This window comes from Cohnella sp. 56 (assembly GCF_037963805.1).
Classification (GTDB): Bacteria; Bacillota; Bacilli; order Paenibacillales; family Paenibacillaceae; genus Cohnella.
Genome location: NZ_JAZDQE010000001.1, coordinates 337,220 through 354,136, shown reverse-complemented (window position 1 = coordinate 354,136; position 16,917 = coordinate 337,220). Strand labels below are relative to the sequence as shown.

General features: G+C 62.3%; 18 protein-coding genes. 8 read left to right on the top strand and 10 right to left on the bottom strand.

Going from position 1 to position 16,917, the window contains the following annotated elements; genetic code table 11:
* The first annotated feature begins 181 nt into the window (after positions 1-181).
* The 6 genes from ilvA to VQ071_RS01550 all read left to right on the top strand — a co-directional run bounded on the left by ilvA (position 182) and on the right by VQ071_RS01550 (position 4,842).
* A complete protein-coding gene (gene ilvA / locus VQ071_RS01575) occupies positions 182-1,456 on the top strand; it encodes a threonine ammonia-lyase IlvA (protein ID WP_340512077.1) in 1,275 nt (424 codons plus the stop codon).
* Between the two features lie 100 nt (positions 1,457-1,556).
* Positions 1,557-2,750: an MFS transporter gene (locus tag VQ071_RS01570; protein WP_340512076.1), complete on the top strand. Its 1,194-nt coding sequence runs from the start codon at positions 1,557-1,559 to the stop codon at positions 2,748-2,750.
* Positions 2,751-2,758: 8 nt separating this feature from the next.
* Positions 2,759-3,400: a TVP38/TMEM64 family protein gene (locus tag VQ071_RS01565; RefSeq protein WP_340512075.1), complete on the top strand. Its 642-nt coding sequence runs from the start codon at positions 2,759-2,761 to the stop codon at positions 3,398-3,400.
* A gap of 198 nt (positions 3,401-3,598) precedes the next feature.
* The gene (locus tag VQ071_RS01560; RefSeq protein ID WP_340512074.1) at positions 3,599-3,742 is read left to right on the top strand and encodes a hypothetical protein; all 144 of its coding nucleotides are present in this window, start codon (positions 3,599-3,601) and stop codon (positions 3,740-3,742) included.
* 24 nt (positions 3,743-3,766) lie between these two features.
* Entirely contained in the window at positions 3,767-4,048 is a 282-nt protein-coding gene (locus tag VQ071_RS01555; RefSeq protein WP_340512073.1) for a transposase, read from the top strand.
* Between the two features lie 95 nt (positions 4,049-4,143).
* On the top strand, positions 4,144-4,842 hold the full coding sequence (locus VQ071_RS01550; RefSeq protein ID WP_340512072.1) for a hypothetical protein: 699 nt from the start codon (positions 4,144-4,146) through the stop codon (positions 4,840-4,842).
* A 270-nt stretch (positions 4,843-5,112) separates the two neighbouring features.
* Here the strand turns inward: VQ071_RS01550 and VQ071_RS01545 are convergent, their stop codons facing one another.
* From VQ071_RS01545 to VQ071_RS01525, 5 genes are all read right to left on the bottom strand, one after another.
* A complete protein-coding gene (locus tag VQ071_RS01545; protein ID WP_340512071.1) occupies positions 5,113-6,168 on the bottom strand; it encodes an FUSC family protein in 1,056 nt (351 codons plus the stop codon).
* Positions 6,165-7,343, bottom strand: a complete 1,179-nt coding sequence (locus VQ071_RS01540; protein WP_340512070.1) for a DNA alkylation repair protein — start codon at positions 7,341-7,343, stop codon at positions 6,165-6,167. Before VQ071_RS01540 ends, VQ071_RS01545 begins: the two co-directional genes overlap by 4 nt.
* A gap of 36 nt (positions 7,344-7,379) precedes the next feature.
* Positions 7,380-8,210, bottom strand: coding sequence for a hypothetical protein (locus VQ071_RS01535; RefSeq protein WP_340512069.1), 831 nt, complete (start codon positions 8,208-8,210; stop codon positions 7,380-7,382).
* A 23-nt stretch (positions 8,211-8,233) separates the two neighbouring features.
* The gene (locus tag VQ071_RS01530; protein WP_340512068.1) at positions 8,234-9,196 is read right to left on the bottom strand and encodes a 2-hydroxyacid dehydrogenase; all 963 of its coding nucleotides are present in this window, start codon (positions 9,194-9,196) and stop codon (positions 8,234-8,236) included.
* Between the two features lie 117 nt (positions 9,197-9,313).
* A complete protein-coding gene (locus tag VQ071_RS01525) occupies positions 9,314-11,080 on the bottom strand; it encodes an ATP-binding protein (RefSeq protein ID WP_340512067.1) in 1,767 nt (588 codons plus the stop codon).
* Between the two features lie 123 nt (positions 11,081-11,203).
* On the opposite strand from VQ071_RS01525, the gene mscL reads away from it, so the two are divergent.
* Entirely contained in the window at positions 11,204-11,698 is a 495-nt protein-coding gene (mscL, locus tag VQ071_RS01520; protein ID WP_445293246.1) for a large conductance mechanosensitive channel protein MscL, read from the top strand.
* Positions 11,695-12,702 (top strand): NUDIX hydrolase, encoded by a 1,008-nt coding sequence (locus VQ071_RS01515; RefSeq protein WP_340512066.1) that lies wholly within the window; start codon positions 11,695-11,697, stop codon positions 12,700-12,702. Before mscL ends, VQ071_RS01515 begins: the two co-directional genes overlap by 4 nt.
* 291 nt (positions 12,703-12,993) lie before the next feature.
* On the opposite strand, the gene VQ071_RS01510 is transcribed toward VQ071_RS01515, so the two are convergent.
* From VQ071_RS01510 to VQ071_RS01490, 5 genes are all read right to left on the bottom strand, one after another.
* Positions 12,994-13,815 carry a hypothetical protein gene (locus VQ071_RS01510; protein WP_340512065.1) on the bottom strand — a complete coding sequence of 274 codons (822 nt, stop codon included), beginning with the start codon at positions 13,813-13,815 and terminating at the stop codon, positions 12,994-12,996.
* Positions 13,816-13,946: 131 nt separating this feature from the next.
* Complete coding sequence (locus VQ071_RS01505) at positions 13,947-15,029, bottom strand: AI-2E family transporter (RefSeq protein ID WP_340512064.1); 1,083 nt, start codon at positions 15,027-15,029, stop codon at positions 13,947-13,949.
* Positions 15,030-15,096: 67 nt separating this feature from the next.
* The gene (locus VQ071_RS01500) at positions 15,097-15,849 is read right to left on the bottom strand and encodes a DUF1906 domain-containing protein (RefSeq protein ID WP_340512063.1); all 753 of its coding nucleotides are present in this window, start codon (positions 15,847-15,849) and stop codon (positions 15,097-15,099) included.
* A gap of 210 nt (positions 15,850-16,059) precedes the next feature.
* Positions 16,060-16,464 carry a phage holin, LLH family gene (locus VQ071_RS01495; RefSeq protein ID WP_340512062.1) on the bottom strand — a complete coding sequence of 135 codons (405 nt, stop codon included), beginning with the start codon at positions 16,462-16,464 and terminating at the stop codon, positions 16,060-16,062.
* 14 nt (positions 16,465-16,478) lie between these two features.
* The gene (locus VQ071_RS01490) at positions 16,479-16,874 is read right to left on the bottom strand and encodes a hypothetical protein (protein WP_340512061.1); all 396 of its coding nucleotides are present in this window, start codon (positions 16,872-16,874) and stop codon (positions 16,479-16,481) included.
* Positions 16,875-16,917 lie beyond the last annotated feature (43 nt).

Sequence of the window (16,917 nt, the reverse complement as noted above, 5' to 3'; positions counted from 1 at the left end):
CGGCGGCGCAGGCCCCGCTTCCCGGCCGATTGACTTGGGTCCGTGCTTAAGAGTATAACATTATTAACCAAAATGTCGGGCATGGTACGCTCGCCGAATGGATCGGGCACATGCCGCCAGCGTCTTCGTCAGCCGTCCCCAGGGGACGGCTTCATTTATTTCCCAAGGAAGGAAGATCGCCATGTCTGAATCATCGTCGCAGCCTCTCCCCGGTTCCATCCGCATGGAGGACATCCTATTCGCCGCCCATACGCTGCGCGGTGTCGTCACCTCCACGCCGCTGCAGCACAATCGCGGCCTGTCGGCCAAGTACGGCTGCAGCGTCCACCTGAAGCGGGAGGATCTGCAGGTCGTCCGCTCCTTCAAGATCCGGGGCGCCTACAATCTCATCTCCGGGCTGCCCGAGGAGGAGCGCCTCCGCGGCGTCATCTGTGCGAGCGCCGGCAATCATGCCCAAGGCGTCGCATACTCCTGCCAGGCGTTGGACATTCCCGGCATCATCTATATGCCTGCGACGACGCCCCGCCAGAAGATCGGTCAGGTCAAGCTGTTCGGCGGCGACAAGGTGGAGGTCCGGCTGATCGGCGACACGTTCGACGATGCCTATGCCGAAGCCCAGCGAGCGGTGATCGAGACGGGTATGACCTTCGTCCATCCGTTCGACGACGCCCGCATCATCGCAGGTAACGGAACGGTGGGTAAAGAAATCATGGAGGCATGCCGGGAACCTGTCGACGTGCTGCTCGTGACGGTAGGCGGAGGCGGGCTGGCCGCGGGCGTCGCGTCCTATGTCAAAGCGGTGAGCCCCAAGACCCGCATCATCGGCGTCGAACCCGAGGGCGCGCCGTCCATGCTGACCTCGATGGAGCAGGGCCGCGTCGTGCCGCTCGACGAGATCGACAAGTTCGTGGACGGCGCCGCGGTCAAAAAGGTCGGGGATCTGACTTATTCGTTATGCCGCGAGCTGCTCGACGAGGTGATCGTCGTGCCGGAGGGCCGGGTATGCACCACGATCCTCGAGCTGTACAACGAACACGCGATCGTCGCCGAGCCTGCCGGCGCGCTGACCGTCGCCGCACTGCCCATGCTGGCGGAACGGCTCGCGGGGCAGAGCGTCGTCTGCGTCGTGAGCGGCGGCAACAACGACATCGACCGGATGCAGGAGATCAAGGAACGCTCCATGATTTTCGAAGGACTCAAGCATTACTTCATGGTCAACTTCCCCCAGCGTGCGGGAGCGCTGCGGGAATTCCTCGATGACGTACTGGGACCGGGCGACGATATCGTCCAATTCGAATACACCAAAAAGCACAATAAGGAAAACGGTCCGGCGTTGGTCGGCATCGAGCTCAAAAGTCCCGACGACTACAGCCCGCTGGTGGATCGCATGAACCGCAAAGGTTTCCGGTACGTAGAGCTCAACAAAGATCCTCTGCTGTTCAACCTGCTGATCTAGCGGTCCAGTCGGCCCGGCTGGAGATCGCATGCAGATTATGGCTATAATGATAACGTCATGCATCCCGCCCGCCGCCAGAGGGCTTCAAAGGAGAATTCCGTTGAAGACGTCTTCGATCAAATCGCTGTTCACGAAGGAAATATCGCTGCTGGCGATCATCTTATATTTTGTTGAGTTCGTGCGTGGAGCGGCGCTCATCAGCTTCCTGCCGATCTACGGCAAGGAGACGCTCGGCCTGGATCTGGACGTAATCGGAGCGGCCATCACCGCCCACTATCTGATCGACACCGCGGTCAAGCTGGGGATGGGCTATCTCGTCCACCGGTTCCCGGTGCGGCGGATCATCCAGGTCGGCCTGCTCGCTTCGCTGTTCGGGATCGCGCTCATTGGCTGGGCGGACGTGCCCTGGATCTTCATCGTCGCCGCCGGGCTGTACGGGATCGGCATATCTCCCATCTGGATCTTCTGCCTCACCAAGGTCAAGGAAGAAAGCCGCGGCGCCCAGATGGGCTTCCTGTACATGATCTGGCTCGTCGGACTCGGGTCCGGGCCCGTCGTGCTCAACCTGGTGCTCATCCGCAGCGAGCTGCTGAGCTTCTGGCTCATGGTGATCATCTCCGGCGCAGCCTTGCTGCTGTCCCTGCTGATCCCGAAGGAAGCCCGAGCCCAGGTCGAGGTCGTGCCCTTCGGCAGGCAGCTGGCCGTGCTCGGCACGCATCTGAAGGACATGCGCCTGCTGCTGCCGGGCATGATCCTGCAGACGCTCGCCGCAGGCATGCTCCAGCCGATTCTGCCGAGCTTCGTGAAGGATCATCTCGGCATGGCGCCATGGCAGTATACGCTGCTCTTGCTTGCGGGCGGCGGATTCACGGCCATCGGGCTGATCCCGATGGGCAGGCTGTCCGACCGGTTGGGCAAAAAGTGGTTTCTGGTCGCGGGCTTCCTAATGTTCGGCGTGGCGCTGTACGGGCTGACGCTCGGTCCCGTGCCCATGCTCGCCTTCATCTGGGCGGTAACGCTGGGGCTCTCCTATGCGGCCGTGCTGCCTGCCTGGAACGCGCTGCTCGCGGCCTATGTGCCTCCGGAGCAAAAGGGGCTCGGCTGGGGCGTATTGTCCGCCGTCGAAGGTGTGGGCGGCTTGCTCGGTCCGATCATCGGCGGCTTCGCGGCTACAGGCTTCGGCGAGCCCGCCGTCGTCTTCAGCACCGCAGCGATATTCGGTGTCATCGGCGTTATCTACCTGCTATTCCCATTCCGGCTGTTCCGCGGGGAAAACGCCGCACAGCGCTCGTGAGGTAAACTATGCTTCAGCTATTGACGGACAGAATAACCGCATTCGCCGCTACGCGCTGGCATGAATGGATGACTTATCTCAAAGGCATGAGCCTGGACGATATCCAGGCGCTGCTCGACCGCTACTCCGCGCTCGGCCCGCTGCCGGGCATCCTGCTGCCGCTGACCGAGTCGCTGCTTCCATTTTTGCCGCTCATCGTCATCGTGGTGGGCAATGCCTTGTCATACGGACTATGGTGGGGCTTCCTGTATTCCTGGATCGGCGCCTGCTGCGGCGCGACCATCGTATTCCTGCTGGCCAGAAGATTCGGCTCCCGCTACGGCGAACGCATCCGCAAGCGCATGCCGCGCATGGAACGCTTCTTCTCATGGGTCGAGCGCAAGGGCTTTACGCCCATTTTCATATTGTCCTGTCTGCCCTTCTCCCCTTCGGCAGTCGTCAATATCGCATCCGGCATCTCCAAGATCCCCACGCATACGTTCGTCACGGCCATCATCATGGGCAAGGCGGTCATGATCTTCACGCTCTGCTTCCTCGGCCACGACCTGAATGCGCTCGTCCACCAGCCGTGGCGCCTGCTCGTCGCTGGCGCGATACTGGCGGCGCTGTGGTTCGCCGGCAAAAAGCTCGAGGGGCGGTATGTCGGCTGATCCCGCGCGCGCCGCTGCGGCGGAAGAGAGGCACCTTGCAGGCGGCCGTGCTGCGGGGCGACAAGCCTCAAAGCACAGTCGGGCGGTGCCTGTGCTTTGATGCGGCGAGCTGTGAAGACGGGGCGTTCGGAGCATAATGCCTCCGCCCCTGTGGCAACCTATCCGGGAGTCGACGATATTTCCGGAAGGAGGGATCGCATGTCCGGCGAACAACCTTCAAGCGCCCAGATCGAGGCGAGGGAGGCGCAATCCAAGGCCGACAGAACGGGCTCCGGCAAGGCAGCGGCCAGCCGTCTCCAATCGGAATCCGACCACTCCGCCATGCGCAAGCACGGCAAGTAATCATAGCGAGGGCGGTGACTTGTGATGAGCGAGAATGACGAAATGCTGCCCGTGTCGGGCGAGAAAGTCGAGTCCGACGGCATATACCGCGACGAGTGGGGCCGCGAGCTGAAGCTGAATCGCGGGGACGAATATCCCGCCGATCCGATGGTCGGCAACACAGAATGGGAATGGGTCGAGGCCGTCTACGACAACCATCACGACGGAGAGACCGATCCGCGCCTCGTGCCCAAGGAGAAGGACATCAACAAGCAAGAGAAAATCATGCACCCGCGCAGGCAAGTGGATCGAGGCTCCAAAGGCTGAAACATAAAAGCGGCGACCGTCTCCCGATGAGGGGAGACGGCCGCCGCTTTTATGTTGGAATGGTGCAGACTGCGCGCGGACGGGCGAATAAGACGATGGCGCATTCTTATTCGGCGCGCGGGGCTGGTTGGCGGGCAAATAAGACGATGGCGCATCCTTATTCGGCGCGCGGGGCCGGTTGGCGGGCAAATAAGACGATGGCGCATCCTTATTCGGCGCGCGGGGCCGGTTGGCGGGCAAATAAGACGATGGCGCATCCTTATTCGGCGCGCGGGGCCGGTTGGCGGGCGAATAAGACGATGGCGCATTCTTATTTGGCACGCGGGACTGGTTGTCAGGCGAATAAGACGATGGCGCATCCTTATTCGGCGCGCGGGGCCGGTTGGCGGGCGAATAAGACGATGGCGTATTCTTATTCGGCGCGCGGGTCCGGTTGGCGGGCGAATAAGACGATGGCGCATTCTTATTCGGTGCGCGGAGCCGGTTGGCAGGCGAATAAGACGATGGCACATTCTTATTTGGCGCGCGGGGCCGGTTGGCGGGCGAATAAGACGATGGCGCATTCTTATTTGGCGCGCGGGGCTGGTTGGCGGGCGAATAAGACGATGGCGCATTCTTATTTGGCGCGCGGGGCCGGTTGGCGGGCGAATAAGACGATGGCACATTCTTATTTGGCGCGCGGGGCCGGTGAGCGGGCAAATAAGACGATGGCACATCCTTATTCGGCGCGCGGGGCCGGTTGGCGGGCAAATAAGACGATGGCGCATCCTTATTCGGCGCCTGGGGCCGGTTGACGGGCGAATAAGACGATGGCACATTCTTATTCGGTGTCTAGGGCTGGTTGGCGGGCGAATAAGACGATGGCACATTCTTATTCGGCGCGCGGGGCCGGTTGGCGGGCGAATAAGACGATGGCGCATTCTTATTCGGCGCGCGGGGCTGGTTGGCGGGCGAATAAGACGATGGCACATTCTTATTCGGCGCGCGGGGCCGGTTGGCGGGCAAATAAGACGATGGCGCATTCTTATTCGGTGCCTGGTGAGGCCGGCTCGTCCACTCGCTCCCTATAGTCCCAGCAAACGCTCCGGGTCCTCCGTCGCGCCATCCCGCCGGTCCTGAAGATGCTCGATCAGCTTGTCGAGGCGGCGGAGCCGCTCCTCATAGGCATAGATGGCCGACGCAACGACGAGCAGACGCGCACGGCCCTCTTCCGTCGTCTCCGGCGCGCTCGAGATGGCCTTGAGCAAGGCTGACGACTCGGGGGGCGGGGCGGCTGAGGAGGCGCCCGGCTTGAGCAGGCCGTCCCACTTCCACATCAGTTGCTCATGATAGCTGCAGAGCGCCTCGATCTGCCGGTCGACCTGATCGCGCCACCGCGCGTCCGAGGCCGCGGGGAAGTAATGCACCTCGACCGCCTCGATCAGCGTCACGCCCCGCTCCAGCGCGTTCAGCATGCCCTTGTAGATTACGAGTAATCGCGCGCGGTCCGCACGGGACACTTTGCGCACGACGCGTTCCTCTGCGTAGAGATCGTAGGCGTCCTCTAGCTTGCGCAGCTGTCCCTTCAAGCCCGCAAGCTCCTGATTGAACACATTTTCCCGCAGCTCGTTGGATACCGAAGTGCGCAGCAGCAGCGACAGCTGCGTCTGCGATCTCTTGACCTGGGCGACGAATCTGCCGCGGTGGCGGGGAGGCGCGATCGTGATGTTGACGACAAATGCCGTCACGATACCGGTCAGCAGCGCGGCCAGACGGTCCATGACCAGCGGCCAGCCCAGCCCGTGCGCCTCCATCAGCACGACAACGGTCACGACGGTGAGGCCGATCGTCTCCTCCGCCTTGAGCCGTATGCACAGCAGGATCATCATCACGCTGACGATGCCTATCGCCAGCGGACTGCTGCCGACAAGCCACACCGCGGCGATCGCCGCCGTCGCGCCAAGCACGTTGCTCTGCAGCTGCTGCAGCACCTGGACCCAGCTGCGATAGATCGAAGGCTGGATCATGACCACCGTCGCGATCGCGGCGATGAGCGGCAGCTTGAGATCGAGCAGTCCGCCGATCCAGAGTGCGATCGCGACGGCCAGGCCGGTCTTGAAGACGCGTGCGCCGATCGTCAAGTCGTCCCCTCCTCCGCTCCCGGAAGGGCCAAGCTCGGTGCCGCGCCAGGAGGCTTGTCCGCCGCTGCCGGCTCTCCGGCTGCCTTCAGCGCCACCTCGACCGATGCCGTCTCCTTCCCGTTGACGATGAGCGCCAGCGTGTGCGTCCCCGGATAATGGCGCCTGGTCGACAGGTCCTTGAAGGAGAGCCGCCTGGTCCCTTCGATGGCCTCTCCATCCTGAATGGCGCGCTCCGTCAGCCTGAACAGCTTGCGGTGGCTGCGGCCTTCGCTGCCGCGCGGATAAGTGACGGCCAGCTCGAGCCTGAGCTTGCGCGACTCTCCCGTCGGCAGCGGCATCGCGACCGCGTACTTGACCTGCACCGACTCGCCGATCGCAGCCTCGTCCGGCGACACCTCCCACGTCCGGACGACCGCTCCGTGAGCCGGGAGCAGCCCGAACAGCCGCATCGCATCGGCGTCCGCCCGCCTGCGGATGAGACTTCTGCAAGCATGGCGCAGCAGCGCGTCCGTCTGCGGGTTCGCCCCGTGCCAGCGGGCGGCGAGTTCCATCACGAGATCCGGGTGGTCCTTGGAAATGTCGTTCAGGTTGTTGGCGACGCTGCGGCGCACATACTCCGACGGGTCCGCCTTGAGGGCGTCCAGAATCGGCAGGATCGGCGCGGGGTCCCGCTTGAAGCCGGGCAGCGCGTCCGCCCAAGGCAGGCGCGGCCGGCAGCCCTCGCTGGCCAGCCTGCGGACATGTTCGTCCGGGTCACGGCTCCAGGCCAGCATCTGCGCCATCATGCGCTCGGGATCGCGCTTGATGAACGGCCGCACGGCGAACTCCGAGGAGGAAGACGGCGTGAACAGCGCCAGCGCGCGCACCGAGCGCTCCCAATGCCCGAGCCCGAACACCTCCACGAAGTCCGGGAAAAACAAATAAGGAAAGCCGCGGCAATCGCCGGCCATCCCCTCCAAAATATCCAGCGCGCGCCCGTAATCGTCCGGCAGCACGGCGCCCAGCGAATGCGATATGCGGCGGATGCGCCCCTTCAGCGCGAGCGCATCCCAGCCGTCCGCCAGTACGAGCGAGACGAACAGCTCCGTGTCGAAGGGCTGCCAAGCGCGGACCGCCCGCTCGCCGAATCCTCGCATAAACGCTTCATCATACATATTCTTAAGCGGCTCCGCCATGATAAGTCCTCCTCTATTCGGCGTCCGTCTCTCGCCTCAACGCCGAATCGAAGCTATATTATACCATGCGGCCAGACGCCCGGTCAGCACGGACAAAAAGGACGACACGAACGCCGTCATCGCACCAGTCTCCAGACATTCCTCGATCGTCTGGAACAGACGCTCGCTGGCGCGGCTCATGCTGCGGATATCGAGCGTGTCGAGCGATACCGCGCAAAAGGCGAGCAGCAGGCCGGCAGCCATAAAAGCGCGGGCGGCCCTGGAAGCGCCCAGCAGCTGCCACAAGCCCCACACCGCCGCAAGACCGCATACCGCATAGATCGGGATGATCCAATCCCCCGCTTCCATCCACGGCAGCAGCTTGACGCCGGTCTGCTTCAGATAGCGGTCCCGGAGCCGCTCGTGTACCGCGAACCGCTCGTCGAGCGCCAGCCAGGCGAAGGCCGCCGCCACAATCGTCCAGGCCCAGCCCTGGCGCCGCCGCAGCAGCCCGGACAATGCCCCGGCCCCGCGCGTACGCCCTGCACCTGCGGCGCGACGTTCCGGTCCGCCTGCGCCCGCACCCGCAGCTCCCCTGTCCGGGCCGCCGTCGCCGCCCCGGCCCCGCATCGGTCCGCTCGCCTCGGCGGCGGCCGCGAAGGCGTTCAGCCCCGCCATGGCGGCCGCCAGCACGAGCAGCACGCTCTCCAGCCAACCCTGGGGCGTCGTCTCCGCCGCAATATAAATCCAATACCGGGGCCAGCCCGCGGCCAGCATCCCGAGCGTGAACAGCAGCACCGCGAGCCAGAGCGCCGCCAGCAGCCTGCTCGCCGCCGGGAAAGCGGTCACTGTGCGCTGCCTTCCATCCTTCTCTTTAACATCCTGCATACGCGGTTCTCCTTTGGCGCCCGTCATACGAGATTGCGCGGCTCGCCCGTCGCCAGCCCGCACAGATTGTCGATCCAGGTGTCGTAGCCCCGCTCAAGCACTTCGACCGAATACCAGGCCGTATGCCCCGTCTGCAGCAGCCGGCCCTCGGCGATCTGTCTGGCCGCCCGCTCGTCCTTGTCCGCGAGCGGGAACAGATCGTCCACCGCGTAGCCGCGCAGACGACCTTCTTCGATCGCGTGCACGACCGCATACGGATCGACGAGCGCGCAGCGCGATACGTTGATCAGCGTCGCTCCCGCCTTCATGCGGGCCAGCTCCGCTTCGCCGAAAACAGCCGGCCCCTGCCACTGCGCCGGCATATGCAGGCTCACGATATCGCTCGAGGCGAGCAGCTCGTCGAGCCCGACCATACGGACGCCGCCCCCGCGCCGCTCCCGCGGATCGCATGCGAGCACGCGCATGCCGAAGGCTGCCGCCAGCTCGGCGACGCGCGCGCCGATCCGGCCGAGCCCGACGATGCCGAGCGTCTTGCCGCGCAGCTCGAAGCCGAGCACGCTCGTGCCCGCCGGCACGCGGCCCCGTACGCGGTCCTGGCTCAGATGGATGCGCCTCGACATCGTCAGCATCATGCCGAGCGCATGCTCCGCCACGGAGTCGGCGGAGTACTCGGGCAGATGACTGAGCGCTACGCCGCGCTCGCGCAGCCAATCGACGTCGATGTAGTCTACGCCCGTCGCGAACACCGCGATCCCCTTGAGCCGCGGCAGACGGGACAGCCAGGTGCCATCGATCGCGGGCACGGATCTCGGGGTCAGTCCGCATATATCGGCCCCTGCCAGCATCTCCACGAGTGCGTCGTGGGACAGCGGGCCGGGAGCGGTGAGGAAGCGCACGTCGGCCACGCGCTCCAGACGAGCCGCCTGCGCTTCCGCAAATGTGCTTCTGCCTCTGGCCGTAATGACGACGGCTTGGCATTTGGACACGCCAGGCACCTCCCGTAATCGAATCTCAAATTCAACCTTCTTCTAGTTATAACCCAATTCCAGCCGTCGCGATCAGTACGCCTCCCTCGGATCGGCGGATCGGCGGCGCAAGTTGGCTCAACCGATCCTGGCCGGCTCGTTCTCCGGATAACGGAAAGGAAGCAGGATCTCGAAGGTCGTGCCGCTCCCGAGCTGGCTGTGCACCTGAATCTTGCCTTGATGGTTGTCCACGATCTTGTAGCTGACCATCAAGCCGAGCCCGGTTCCCTTGTCCTTGGTCGTATAGAACGGCTGGCCCATCTTGGCCAGCTGGCTGTCCTCGATGCCCGGCCCTTCGTCCGTGATGCGAATGCGGACCGAATTGTCGACGCGCCTCATATGGACGCGTATCGCACCGCCGTCGGTCATCGCTTCGATCGCGTTTTTGATGACATTGATGAACACCTGCTTGATCTGGCTCTCGACGCCGTAGATCCACAGCGGATCGGACCCGAAGTCGCTGTCGATCTGGATGCTGTGCAGAATTGCCTGCGTCTCGAGCAGCGTCACCGTCTCTCTCATCACGTGCCGGATATCGTGGTACGAGAGCTCGTATACTTGGGGCTTGGACAGCATCAGCATCTCGCTGACGATATTCTCGATGCGCGTGAGCTCCGACTTCATGATGTCGTAATAGGTGCCGGTGTTTTTCCTGCCTGAAGACAGCAGCTGCAGGAAGCCCTTGAGCGACGTGAGCGGATTGCGGATCTCGTGGGCGATACCGGCCGCCAGCTGCCCGGCCACGTACAGCTTTTCCGAATTGATGAGCAGCTCCTCGTTTTTCTTGCGTTCGGAAATATCCCGAATGATGATCTGCAGCGCCGGCTCGTTCTCGATCGACGTCATCAGCTCGACGATCTCCGTATTGAGCGTTCGTCCCTTGAGCGTGATCCATTCCTGCTCGAGCGGGCCGCTGTTGCCCGTGATGACCAGGTTGTGCATCCTCTCCCGCACGGTATCGTGGTCCCTCGGCTGGAGAAATGCGTAGATGGACGAACCTAGCAGCTCACCCGGCTCATCCGCATCGAACATCCGCAGCCCCGCCTCATTGACGAATATCCACTTGTCCTTTTTGAAAATGGCAATCGTATCCAGCGAATTCTCCACAAGCAGCTTGTACCGTTCATCCATATGATTCATACGCTTGTCGATATACCAGGTGAACAGCGTGGATACGAGAATCAGCAGCATGCCGATGCCGACGATAAACGCCAGCCGGTAGATATCCTCCTGCAGCTGGTCCGCCGAGGCGTACGCGGCATTGTCCTGATATTGAAGCAGCAGCGCCTGCTTGGACACTTGGCTCTCGATGAATACGGCTGCGCCGAGCGTCAGGCTGGCAAGCCACTTGTTCAGTTCGCCGGACCGCTCGGAGAGCCTGAGCGCCGCATAGATGCCGCTGAACAGCAGAAAGATGCCCAACACGATATAAGCCAGCCCCGCCTTGACCCCGGATACGGGACGACCCATCTCGCCGAAGTAGCTCATGAACGCCACGCCGAAGGAAAGAATGACGCTGCCCGCCGCGAGCCGGTATCGGATGAGGTGCTGGAAAGCGAGCATAACGAAAGCCATCGAGCAAAAGAAAATCGTGAACAGCAGCGATACGACAGCCGCCCATGTGAAAATAACCGTCTTGTCCCAGGCCAACGTGGAAAGAAACTGCTCCACCCACATCCCGATGCCAAAAACAAAAGCGCCGCCCGACAGCCAGAACACGCGAAATTGATTATCTTTGCGCTGGACGTTGCCTGTGAAGTTGAACATAGTGTAGGATGCGATTATGCTGATAATAAGCGCCAACAGCAGAAGGCTAATCTTCCAGGACGTCTCGGAATCGTACATCGCGTGATCCCCCGTTGTTGAAGATGGTATGAAGATAAGCATTCTTTGGTCTGAGTTTAACATTTCGACAGCATCGTAAAAAATCCTACTTTTTCCATAATTAAAAATGGAGGTTATGCAGAAATGCTACGAAAAATGACAGGCGAATTCAAAACGTTCGCCATGCGCGGAAATGTGATCGATCTCGCGGTGGGCGTCATCATCGGGGGCGCGTTCGGACAGATCGTCAGCTCGCTCGTCAACGATATCGTGATGCCGCCGATCGGCCGGCTGCTCGGGGGCGTGGATTTTAAAGATCTTTTTTGGCGGATCGGGGATTACAAGACTGCGCCGGCTGCAGGATTTAACGAGCATTCGCTGACGGAAGTACGCGCAGCAGGGGCACCTGTCATCGCGTATGGTCAGTTCATCAACATTCTCATCAACTTCCTCATCATCGCCTTCTGCGTGTTCATGCTGGTGAAGGTCATCAACAAGCTGACGGAGGGCCGCAAAAAAGAAGAGCCGCTCGCCGAGCCGACGTCGAAGGAATGCCCGTACTGCCTGTCCATCGTACCGATCAAGGCGACCCGCTGCGCGCATTGCACGTCCGAGCTGGAGGCGTCGGCTAGCGCATGAGCGCGGGGGAACGCGGGGGCGTTAGCGAGCGCGGGAATGAGGGGGAGCGCGAGGGCGTTAGCGAGCGCAGGAGCGCCGAAGAGTGCCTGAGTAGTGAAGGGTCCAGGGCCGTTGGCGAGCGTGAGATCGGCCAGGGGTACGTGAGAATGGACGAGCGCGAGATCGGCCAGGGGTACGTGAGAAAGGACGAGCGTGAGATCGACCAGGGGTACGTGAGAATGGACGAGCGCGAGATCGACCAGGGGTACGTGAGAAAGGACGAGCGTAGCGGAGACGATTGCGGGGGCGGCAAACGCCCAAGCAGAGATACGGTTGAGCGCGGGGGTGCAGGCCTAAGCGCGGACATGAGCGATGGGGGCGGCGGCGAGGAGATATTTGATATCTACGACGCGGACGACCGCCACATCGGTACGGCGACGCGATCGGATGCGCATGCCCGCGGGCTGTGGCATCATACGTTCCACTGCTGGCTCGTTCGCCGGGGCGAGGATGGGCGGGCGTGTGTGCTGTTCCAGCGGCGCAGCCGGGACAAGGATACGAACCCGGGACAGTACGACATCACCGCGGCAGGCCACCTGGCCGCCGGGGAGACGGTGCGCGACGCGGTCCGGGAGCTTGAAGAGGAGCTGGGGCTCCGCGTATCGCTCGAGGAGCTGACGCGGCTCGGGACGTTCCGCGAGGAGGACGAAGGCGAAGCGCAGGGCGTGCGGTACATTGACCGCGAGGTCAGCGAGGTGTACGGCTGCGCGACGGACTGGAAGCCGGCGGCGTTCCGGCTGCAGCGGGAAGAGGTGGCCGGCCTGTACGAGGCCGAAGCCGGTGCGCTGCTCGCGCTCATGCGCGGCGAGACGGAGACGGTCCTCGTAGCCGGCGTCGTGCTGGGCGAGACGGGCGAGGCAGTGCCGGTCGAGGGCGTCCGCGTATCGCGGGACGACTTCGTCGCGCGGGACCCGGCGTATTACATACGCGTGTTCGAGGCGTTAGGGGTACTAGTGGAAAGTTAGCGTTGCCGCATCATCCGCATCCGAGTGAAAGACCGCGGCTGTATGCGAGGCATAGGGTGCTGTAAGCGCAAAATGTGCTCTTAGAGCGAGCGTGGACGTGGCATAGGGCGCTGTAAGCGCAAAATGTGCTCTTGGAGCGAGCCGTGGGCGCGGCATACGGATCAGAATGCGCAGTTGCAGCGAGGCGCGCCTGTGCCAAGCGAGATTTACGCTTTAGAGCATGGCAAAACGGCATCGACCGGCGGTGATATCCGTCGATCGATGCCGTTTTGCCATATTTGCATGTCGCCGCTATGTGCGGCATGCCTTGATTGGCTGCCAGCGCAGTCGTCCGCCGCTGATCCTGCCTTCGCGCCACTGGCCGTCGGCAGGATTATAGTACAGCGCCTCGCTGCGGCCGTCACCGTCCGCATCCCATACGCGCAGGAATTGCGGATCGGGCGTCGCGCCCAGTTCGGCGCAATCTCCGACGAGCCGCCAGTTCAAGCGCAGCGTGCCCCCTTCGGCTCCCGCGCGCGCTCTGCCTCTCCCCAGCCACCAGCGTCCATTTTCCGGCACGTAGCGCAGCACCTCCTCCGCACCGTCAACCCCTTCGGATTCGCCGGAGAAGCGCCCGCCCCATTCGAGCATGCCTTGATTGACTTGGCCCGCAGCTTCCCAGTTCCGGTACCAGCCGTCGATCATGCCGTGGATGTTGTAGAACACCGTATTGCGCGGGGCGACGTCGAAGTCGTTGATGTCGGGCTCGCCGTAGACGTCCGCAGCCGTCTCGTGGATGCAGCCGTGCAAGCCCGAGCCCTCGATGAACAGGCCGAGCTCGTCGGCCGTCCGGAACGATTGGGGCTGCATGACGATCCTCGCCTCCGCCGATCGATCATAGCATGGCGCCCTGCGGATCTGCTCAGGCACACTCCGCCAGGGGGCGACGAGGGAAGTATCGTAATTTTGCCGTCCGTACCAGTCCAGCGCCCTGCGTATGAACCCGCGGTGGAACTGGAGGAACTCAGCCCCGTACCCCGGCCTCAATTGCTGCGGGTCGCTCACGTGATGCATGTGATGCCACATTTTATGTTCTTCCAGCAGATTCGCCGGAAAGTTCGCTATCGTCGGCATAACCGTTCGCCTCCTTGCGCCTTGCAGCCGCATGGGCTGCAGGGCATTCGCCTTGTCGCCACATCATATGCGAATTGCGGGGCGAATGGTGAATCCGACGACAACTCCCGTATCTGCCGCACCGTGCGCGTCTACTCGATAATCTCTATTTTCCGAAGGCGATAGATCTGGTACAGATGGGTCACGATTACCTTGAGCACCGCATAGCCCGGCACCGCGAGGAACATCCCTAGCAATCCGAACAGACTGCCCACGATGAGCAGCACGATGATGATCGTGAGCGGGTGAATGTCGAGCTTCTTGCCCATAATCTGCGGCGACAGCAGCCGGTCCTCGATCTGCTGCGCGATGACGATGACGACGATCGTCCAGACGACCTGCCACGGCGAGTCGATGAACGCGACGATGATGCTCGGCACCGAGCCGATGAGCACGCCGACATACGGGATGACGTTGAGAAAAGTAAACACGATCGCGAGCAGCAGCGCGTACTTGAGCCCGATGATCAGGTAGCCGGTGAGCATCATGATGCCGAGTCCGATGCTGACCAGTATCTTGCCTTGTATGTAGGCGCTGAGCGCCCTGTCCATCTCCATCATGATTGCTTTGGCCTGCTCGTCATGGCGGTCCGGCACGACCTTCACGACAAAGCCCGGCACCTTGTAGCCCGTCTTGAGCATGTAGTAGGCGATGAACGGTACGGTGGAGAGCAGCAGCACGAACTGCGAGATGAAGTTCAGGATGCTGTTGAAGGCATTGCCCGTGTTGGAAATGACCCCGTTCACCAGATCCGGTATGCGCGAGGTCAGGTCGAACTTCGGATCGTTCAGGTACTTGGTCGCCCACTCGTATTCCCGGAGCTTGTTCACCTGCTCCTGCGCCATATTGACGAGCTGCGGCACGTTGTCGATGAGACTGTCGATCTGATCGCGGATGATCGGACCGACGAGCATGATGACGAACGTGAACAACGCGGCGAGCGCGAGATAGACGATCGCGATTGCGGTCGACTTGTTGAGGCCCCGCTTCTCCAGCACGGCGACGACAGGACGCAGCAGATAATACATGATTGCCGACAGCAGCATCGGCAGCAGCAGCACTTCGAGCACCGTTACGACCGGGTTAAAAATGAACTTGACCTTGGACGCCAAGTAGATGATCAGCAGCACGACGATAATGCCGTACCCGATCCTGAAATATTTGCCCTGCGGCATGCAGCCCACCGACCTTCGAAAAGTTATAATAAGATATAACCTTCGATGGCCGGCGGGAAACTCCTTCTTACTGGACGGGTATGCCGGCCGCTTTGCGGACCTCGTTGGCGAGGCGGTTGAACTCCGCCTTGTCCGCCTTCGTCGTCGCCGCGAACCAGGCCGCCGACAGGAACTTGATGATCTTGTCCGCATCTTCCGGCTTCATCGTAATCTCCTCCTCCGGTGGCGCCGGCGGATTCGCGTTCCACCAGCCCTCATTGCCATAAGACTCGTTCAGATCCAGCGCAATCCCCGACACCTTGGTGTCGATCTTGTATTGCAGGATGTTGGCCCGGCTGCTGCGCTTGCCCTTGCTCCAGGCATAGGTCTGCCAGAAATGGGTGCATGCGCCGCGCTTGGCCATCTCTTCGACGACGGCGTACGAGCCGTAGACGCCGGTCTTGTAGCCTGTCGTCTGCTTGGCCGCCGCTTTGAGATAGGCTTCGATGTTGTCGTAGTCTCTCTGCTGCGCGTCGTAGTCTACGGCGAAGTAGATGGCCGTGCCCTTGGGCTGGCCCACCGCGAGCGCCTCCGCGTAGGCGGCGGCCCCGTCGTTGCGGCCGGCGTCCGCGCCGCTGGCGGCCCGGTTCGCCGTCGTCTCGAATACGGAGACGATCTGCATGCCCGCCGCCGTGATCAGCTTCGCCTCGTCCGACGTCATCCGCTTCCATGCGTAGGAAGGCGGCACCAGATAGCGCGCGGCGAACTCATAGCCCGCAGCGGCGAGCGTCTTGGCCTGCGCGGCCGTGAAGGGCGTGGCTTTGTCGATGCCTTTGGGCATGGGGGTGGCTCCTTTCTGATTGGGCTAAGCTGCTGTGACGCAAATGGCGATTGGATGAGTCAATAATGCTTGGAGAAACGGTCAGATGATAGTTTATGTCCGTGCGTCGGACGAGGCAACGGCGGTTGTCCGAGCGGGGGACAGGGTGGGGTGCGATGGCGTAATGAAAGATGCCATGAGCAGTCGTCACTGGCTGCGCTCGGCTCTGCGTTAGAAAACGGTGCCCGCCTCGCGATCCGGTTCCGTGTGAAGGTCAGTGACGGCCGTCTCGGCGACGCCTCCCGATTTGATTACGGCGTTGTAATCGAGCACCGCCTTCTCGATCGCGGCTCTGACCGTCAGCACATCGATCTTGAGGCCGAGCCCGCGCAGCCTGCCCAGCGCGTATTGCAGCGCGGCATCCAGCTTCTCGGCTGCGCCGACGCCGCGCAGCTTCGCCTCCGCCAGCGCCATCCCTTCCTCCGCCAGGCGGTGCAAAAGCTCCCGCTCCTGCGCAGACGTGCGGGCCGCGAGCCAGGCACTGACCCGGCCCCGCAACGACGCGATGACGCCGAGCGCCAACACAACAAGCAGGCCCACAAGGGCCTGCACGATTTGATCGATATAGGATTGCATAGCTGCCTGTCCTCCTAAAATAATTTGATGGCCGCGACGATCAGGCTGCCGGCCGTGAACATGATGCCGATCAGCCAGTGGCGATCGGCCTTGCGCTCATGCTGCTCCGCCTTGAGACGATCCGACGCCGCTCTCGATTCCGCTTCGATCCGCGCAATGAGTGAAGTGGTCTCCGCCTCCACGCGCGCATTCAGCAGGCGAATCTCGTGATCGTAATGCGTCTCGACCTCGTCCAGCCGCTTGCAATTCTCGTCCAGTCTGTAATGCGCCGACTTGGCCGACTCCAACGCCTCACCTGCCTTGTCGCGGGCGTCGAGCTGCAAGTCCAGCTTCGTCTCGACACGGGTGAGGCGCTGCAGGATCTCGGTTTGAATGTCTGACTCTCCCAGCTCGACCACCTCCAATCCCAATAAATAAGATTCCGCTGCAGCGGAGCCTATATATCATATTCTC

Excerpts from the sequence above, each read along its gene's own strand:
- ilvA (WP_340512077.1), top strand. The coding sequence starts at position 182 with ATGTCTGAATCATCGTCGCAGCCTCTCCCCGGTTCCATCCGCATGGAG.
- VQ071_RS01565 (WP_340512075.1), top strand. The coding sequence starts at position 2,759 with ATGCTTCAGCTATTGACGGACAGAATAACCGCATTCGCCGCTACGCGC.
- VQ071_RS01560 (WP_340512074.1), top strand. The coding sequence starts at position 3,599 with ATGTCCGGCGAACAACCTTCAAGCGCCCAGATCGAGGCGAGGGAGGCG.
- VQ071_RS01555 (WP_340512073.1), top strand. The coding sequence starts at position 3,767 with ATGAGCGAGAATGACGAAATGCTGCCCGTGTCGGGCGAGAAAGTCGAG.
- VQ071_RS01550 (WP_340512072.1), top strand. The coding sequence starts at position 4,144 with ATGGCGCATTCTTATTCGGCGCGCGGGGCTGGTTGGCGGGCAAATAAG.
- VQ071_RS01540 (WP_340512070.1), bottom strand. The coding sequence starts at position 7,343 with ATGGCGGAGCCGCTTAAGAATATGTATGATGAAGCGTTTATGCGAGGA.
- VQ071_RS01535 (WP_340512069.1), bottom strand. The coding sequence starts at position 8,210 with ATGCAGGATGTTAAAGAGAAGGATGGAAGGCAGCGCACAGTGACCGCT.
- VQ071_RS01525 (WP_340512067.1), bottom strand. The coding sequence starts at position 11,080 with ATGTACGATTCCGAGACGTCCTGGAAGATTAGCCTTCTGCTGTTGGCG.
- mscL (WP_445293246.1), top strand. The coding sequence starts at position 11,204 with ATGCTACGAAAAATGACAGGCGAATTCAAAACGTTCGCCATGCGCGGA.
- VQ071_RS01515 (WP_340512066.1), top strand. The coding sequence starts at position 11,695 with ATGAGCGCGGGGGAACGCGGGGGCGTTAGCGAGCGCGGGAATGAGGGG.
- VQ071_RS01510 (WP_340512065.1), bottom strand. The coding sequence starts at position 13,815 with ATGCCGACGATAGCGAACTTTCCGGCGAATCTGCTGGAAGAACATAAA.
- VQ071_RS01505 (WP_340512064.1), bottom strand. The coding sequence starts at position 15,029 with ATGCCGCAGGGCAAATATTTCAGGATCGGGTACGGCATTATCGTCGTG.
- VQ071_RS01500 (WP_340512063.1), bottom strand. The coding sequence starts at position 15,849 with ATGCCCAAAGGCATCGACAAAGCCACGCCCTTCACGGCCGCGCAGGCC.
- VQ071_RS01495 (WP_340512062.1), bottom strand. The coding sequence starts at position 16,464 with ATGCAATCCTATATCGATCAAATCGTGCAGGCCCTTGTGGGCCTGCTT.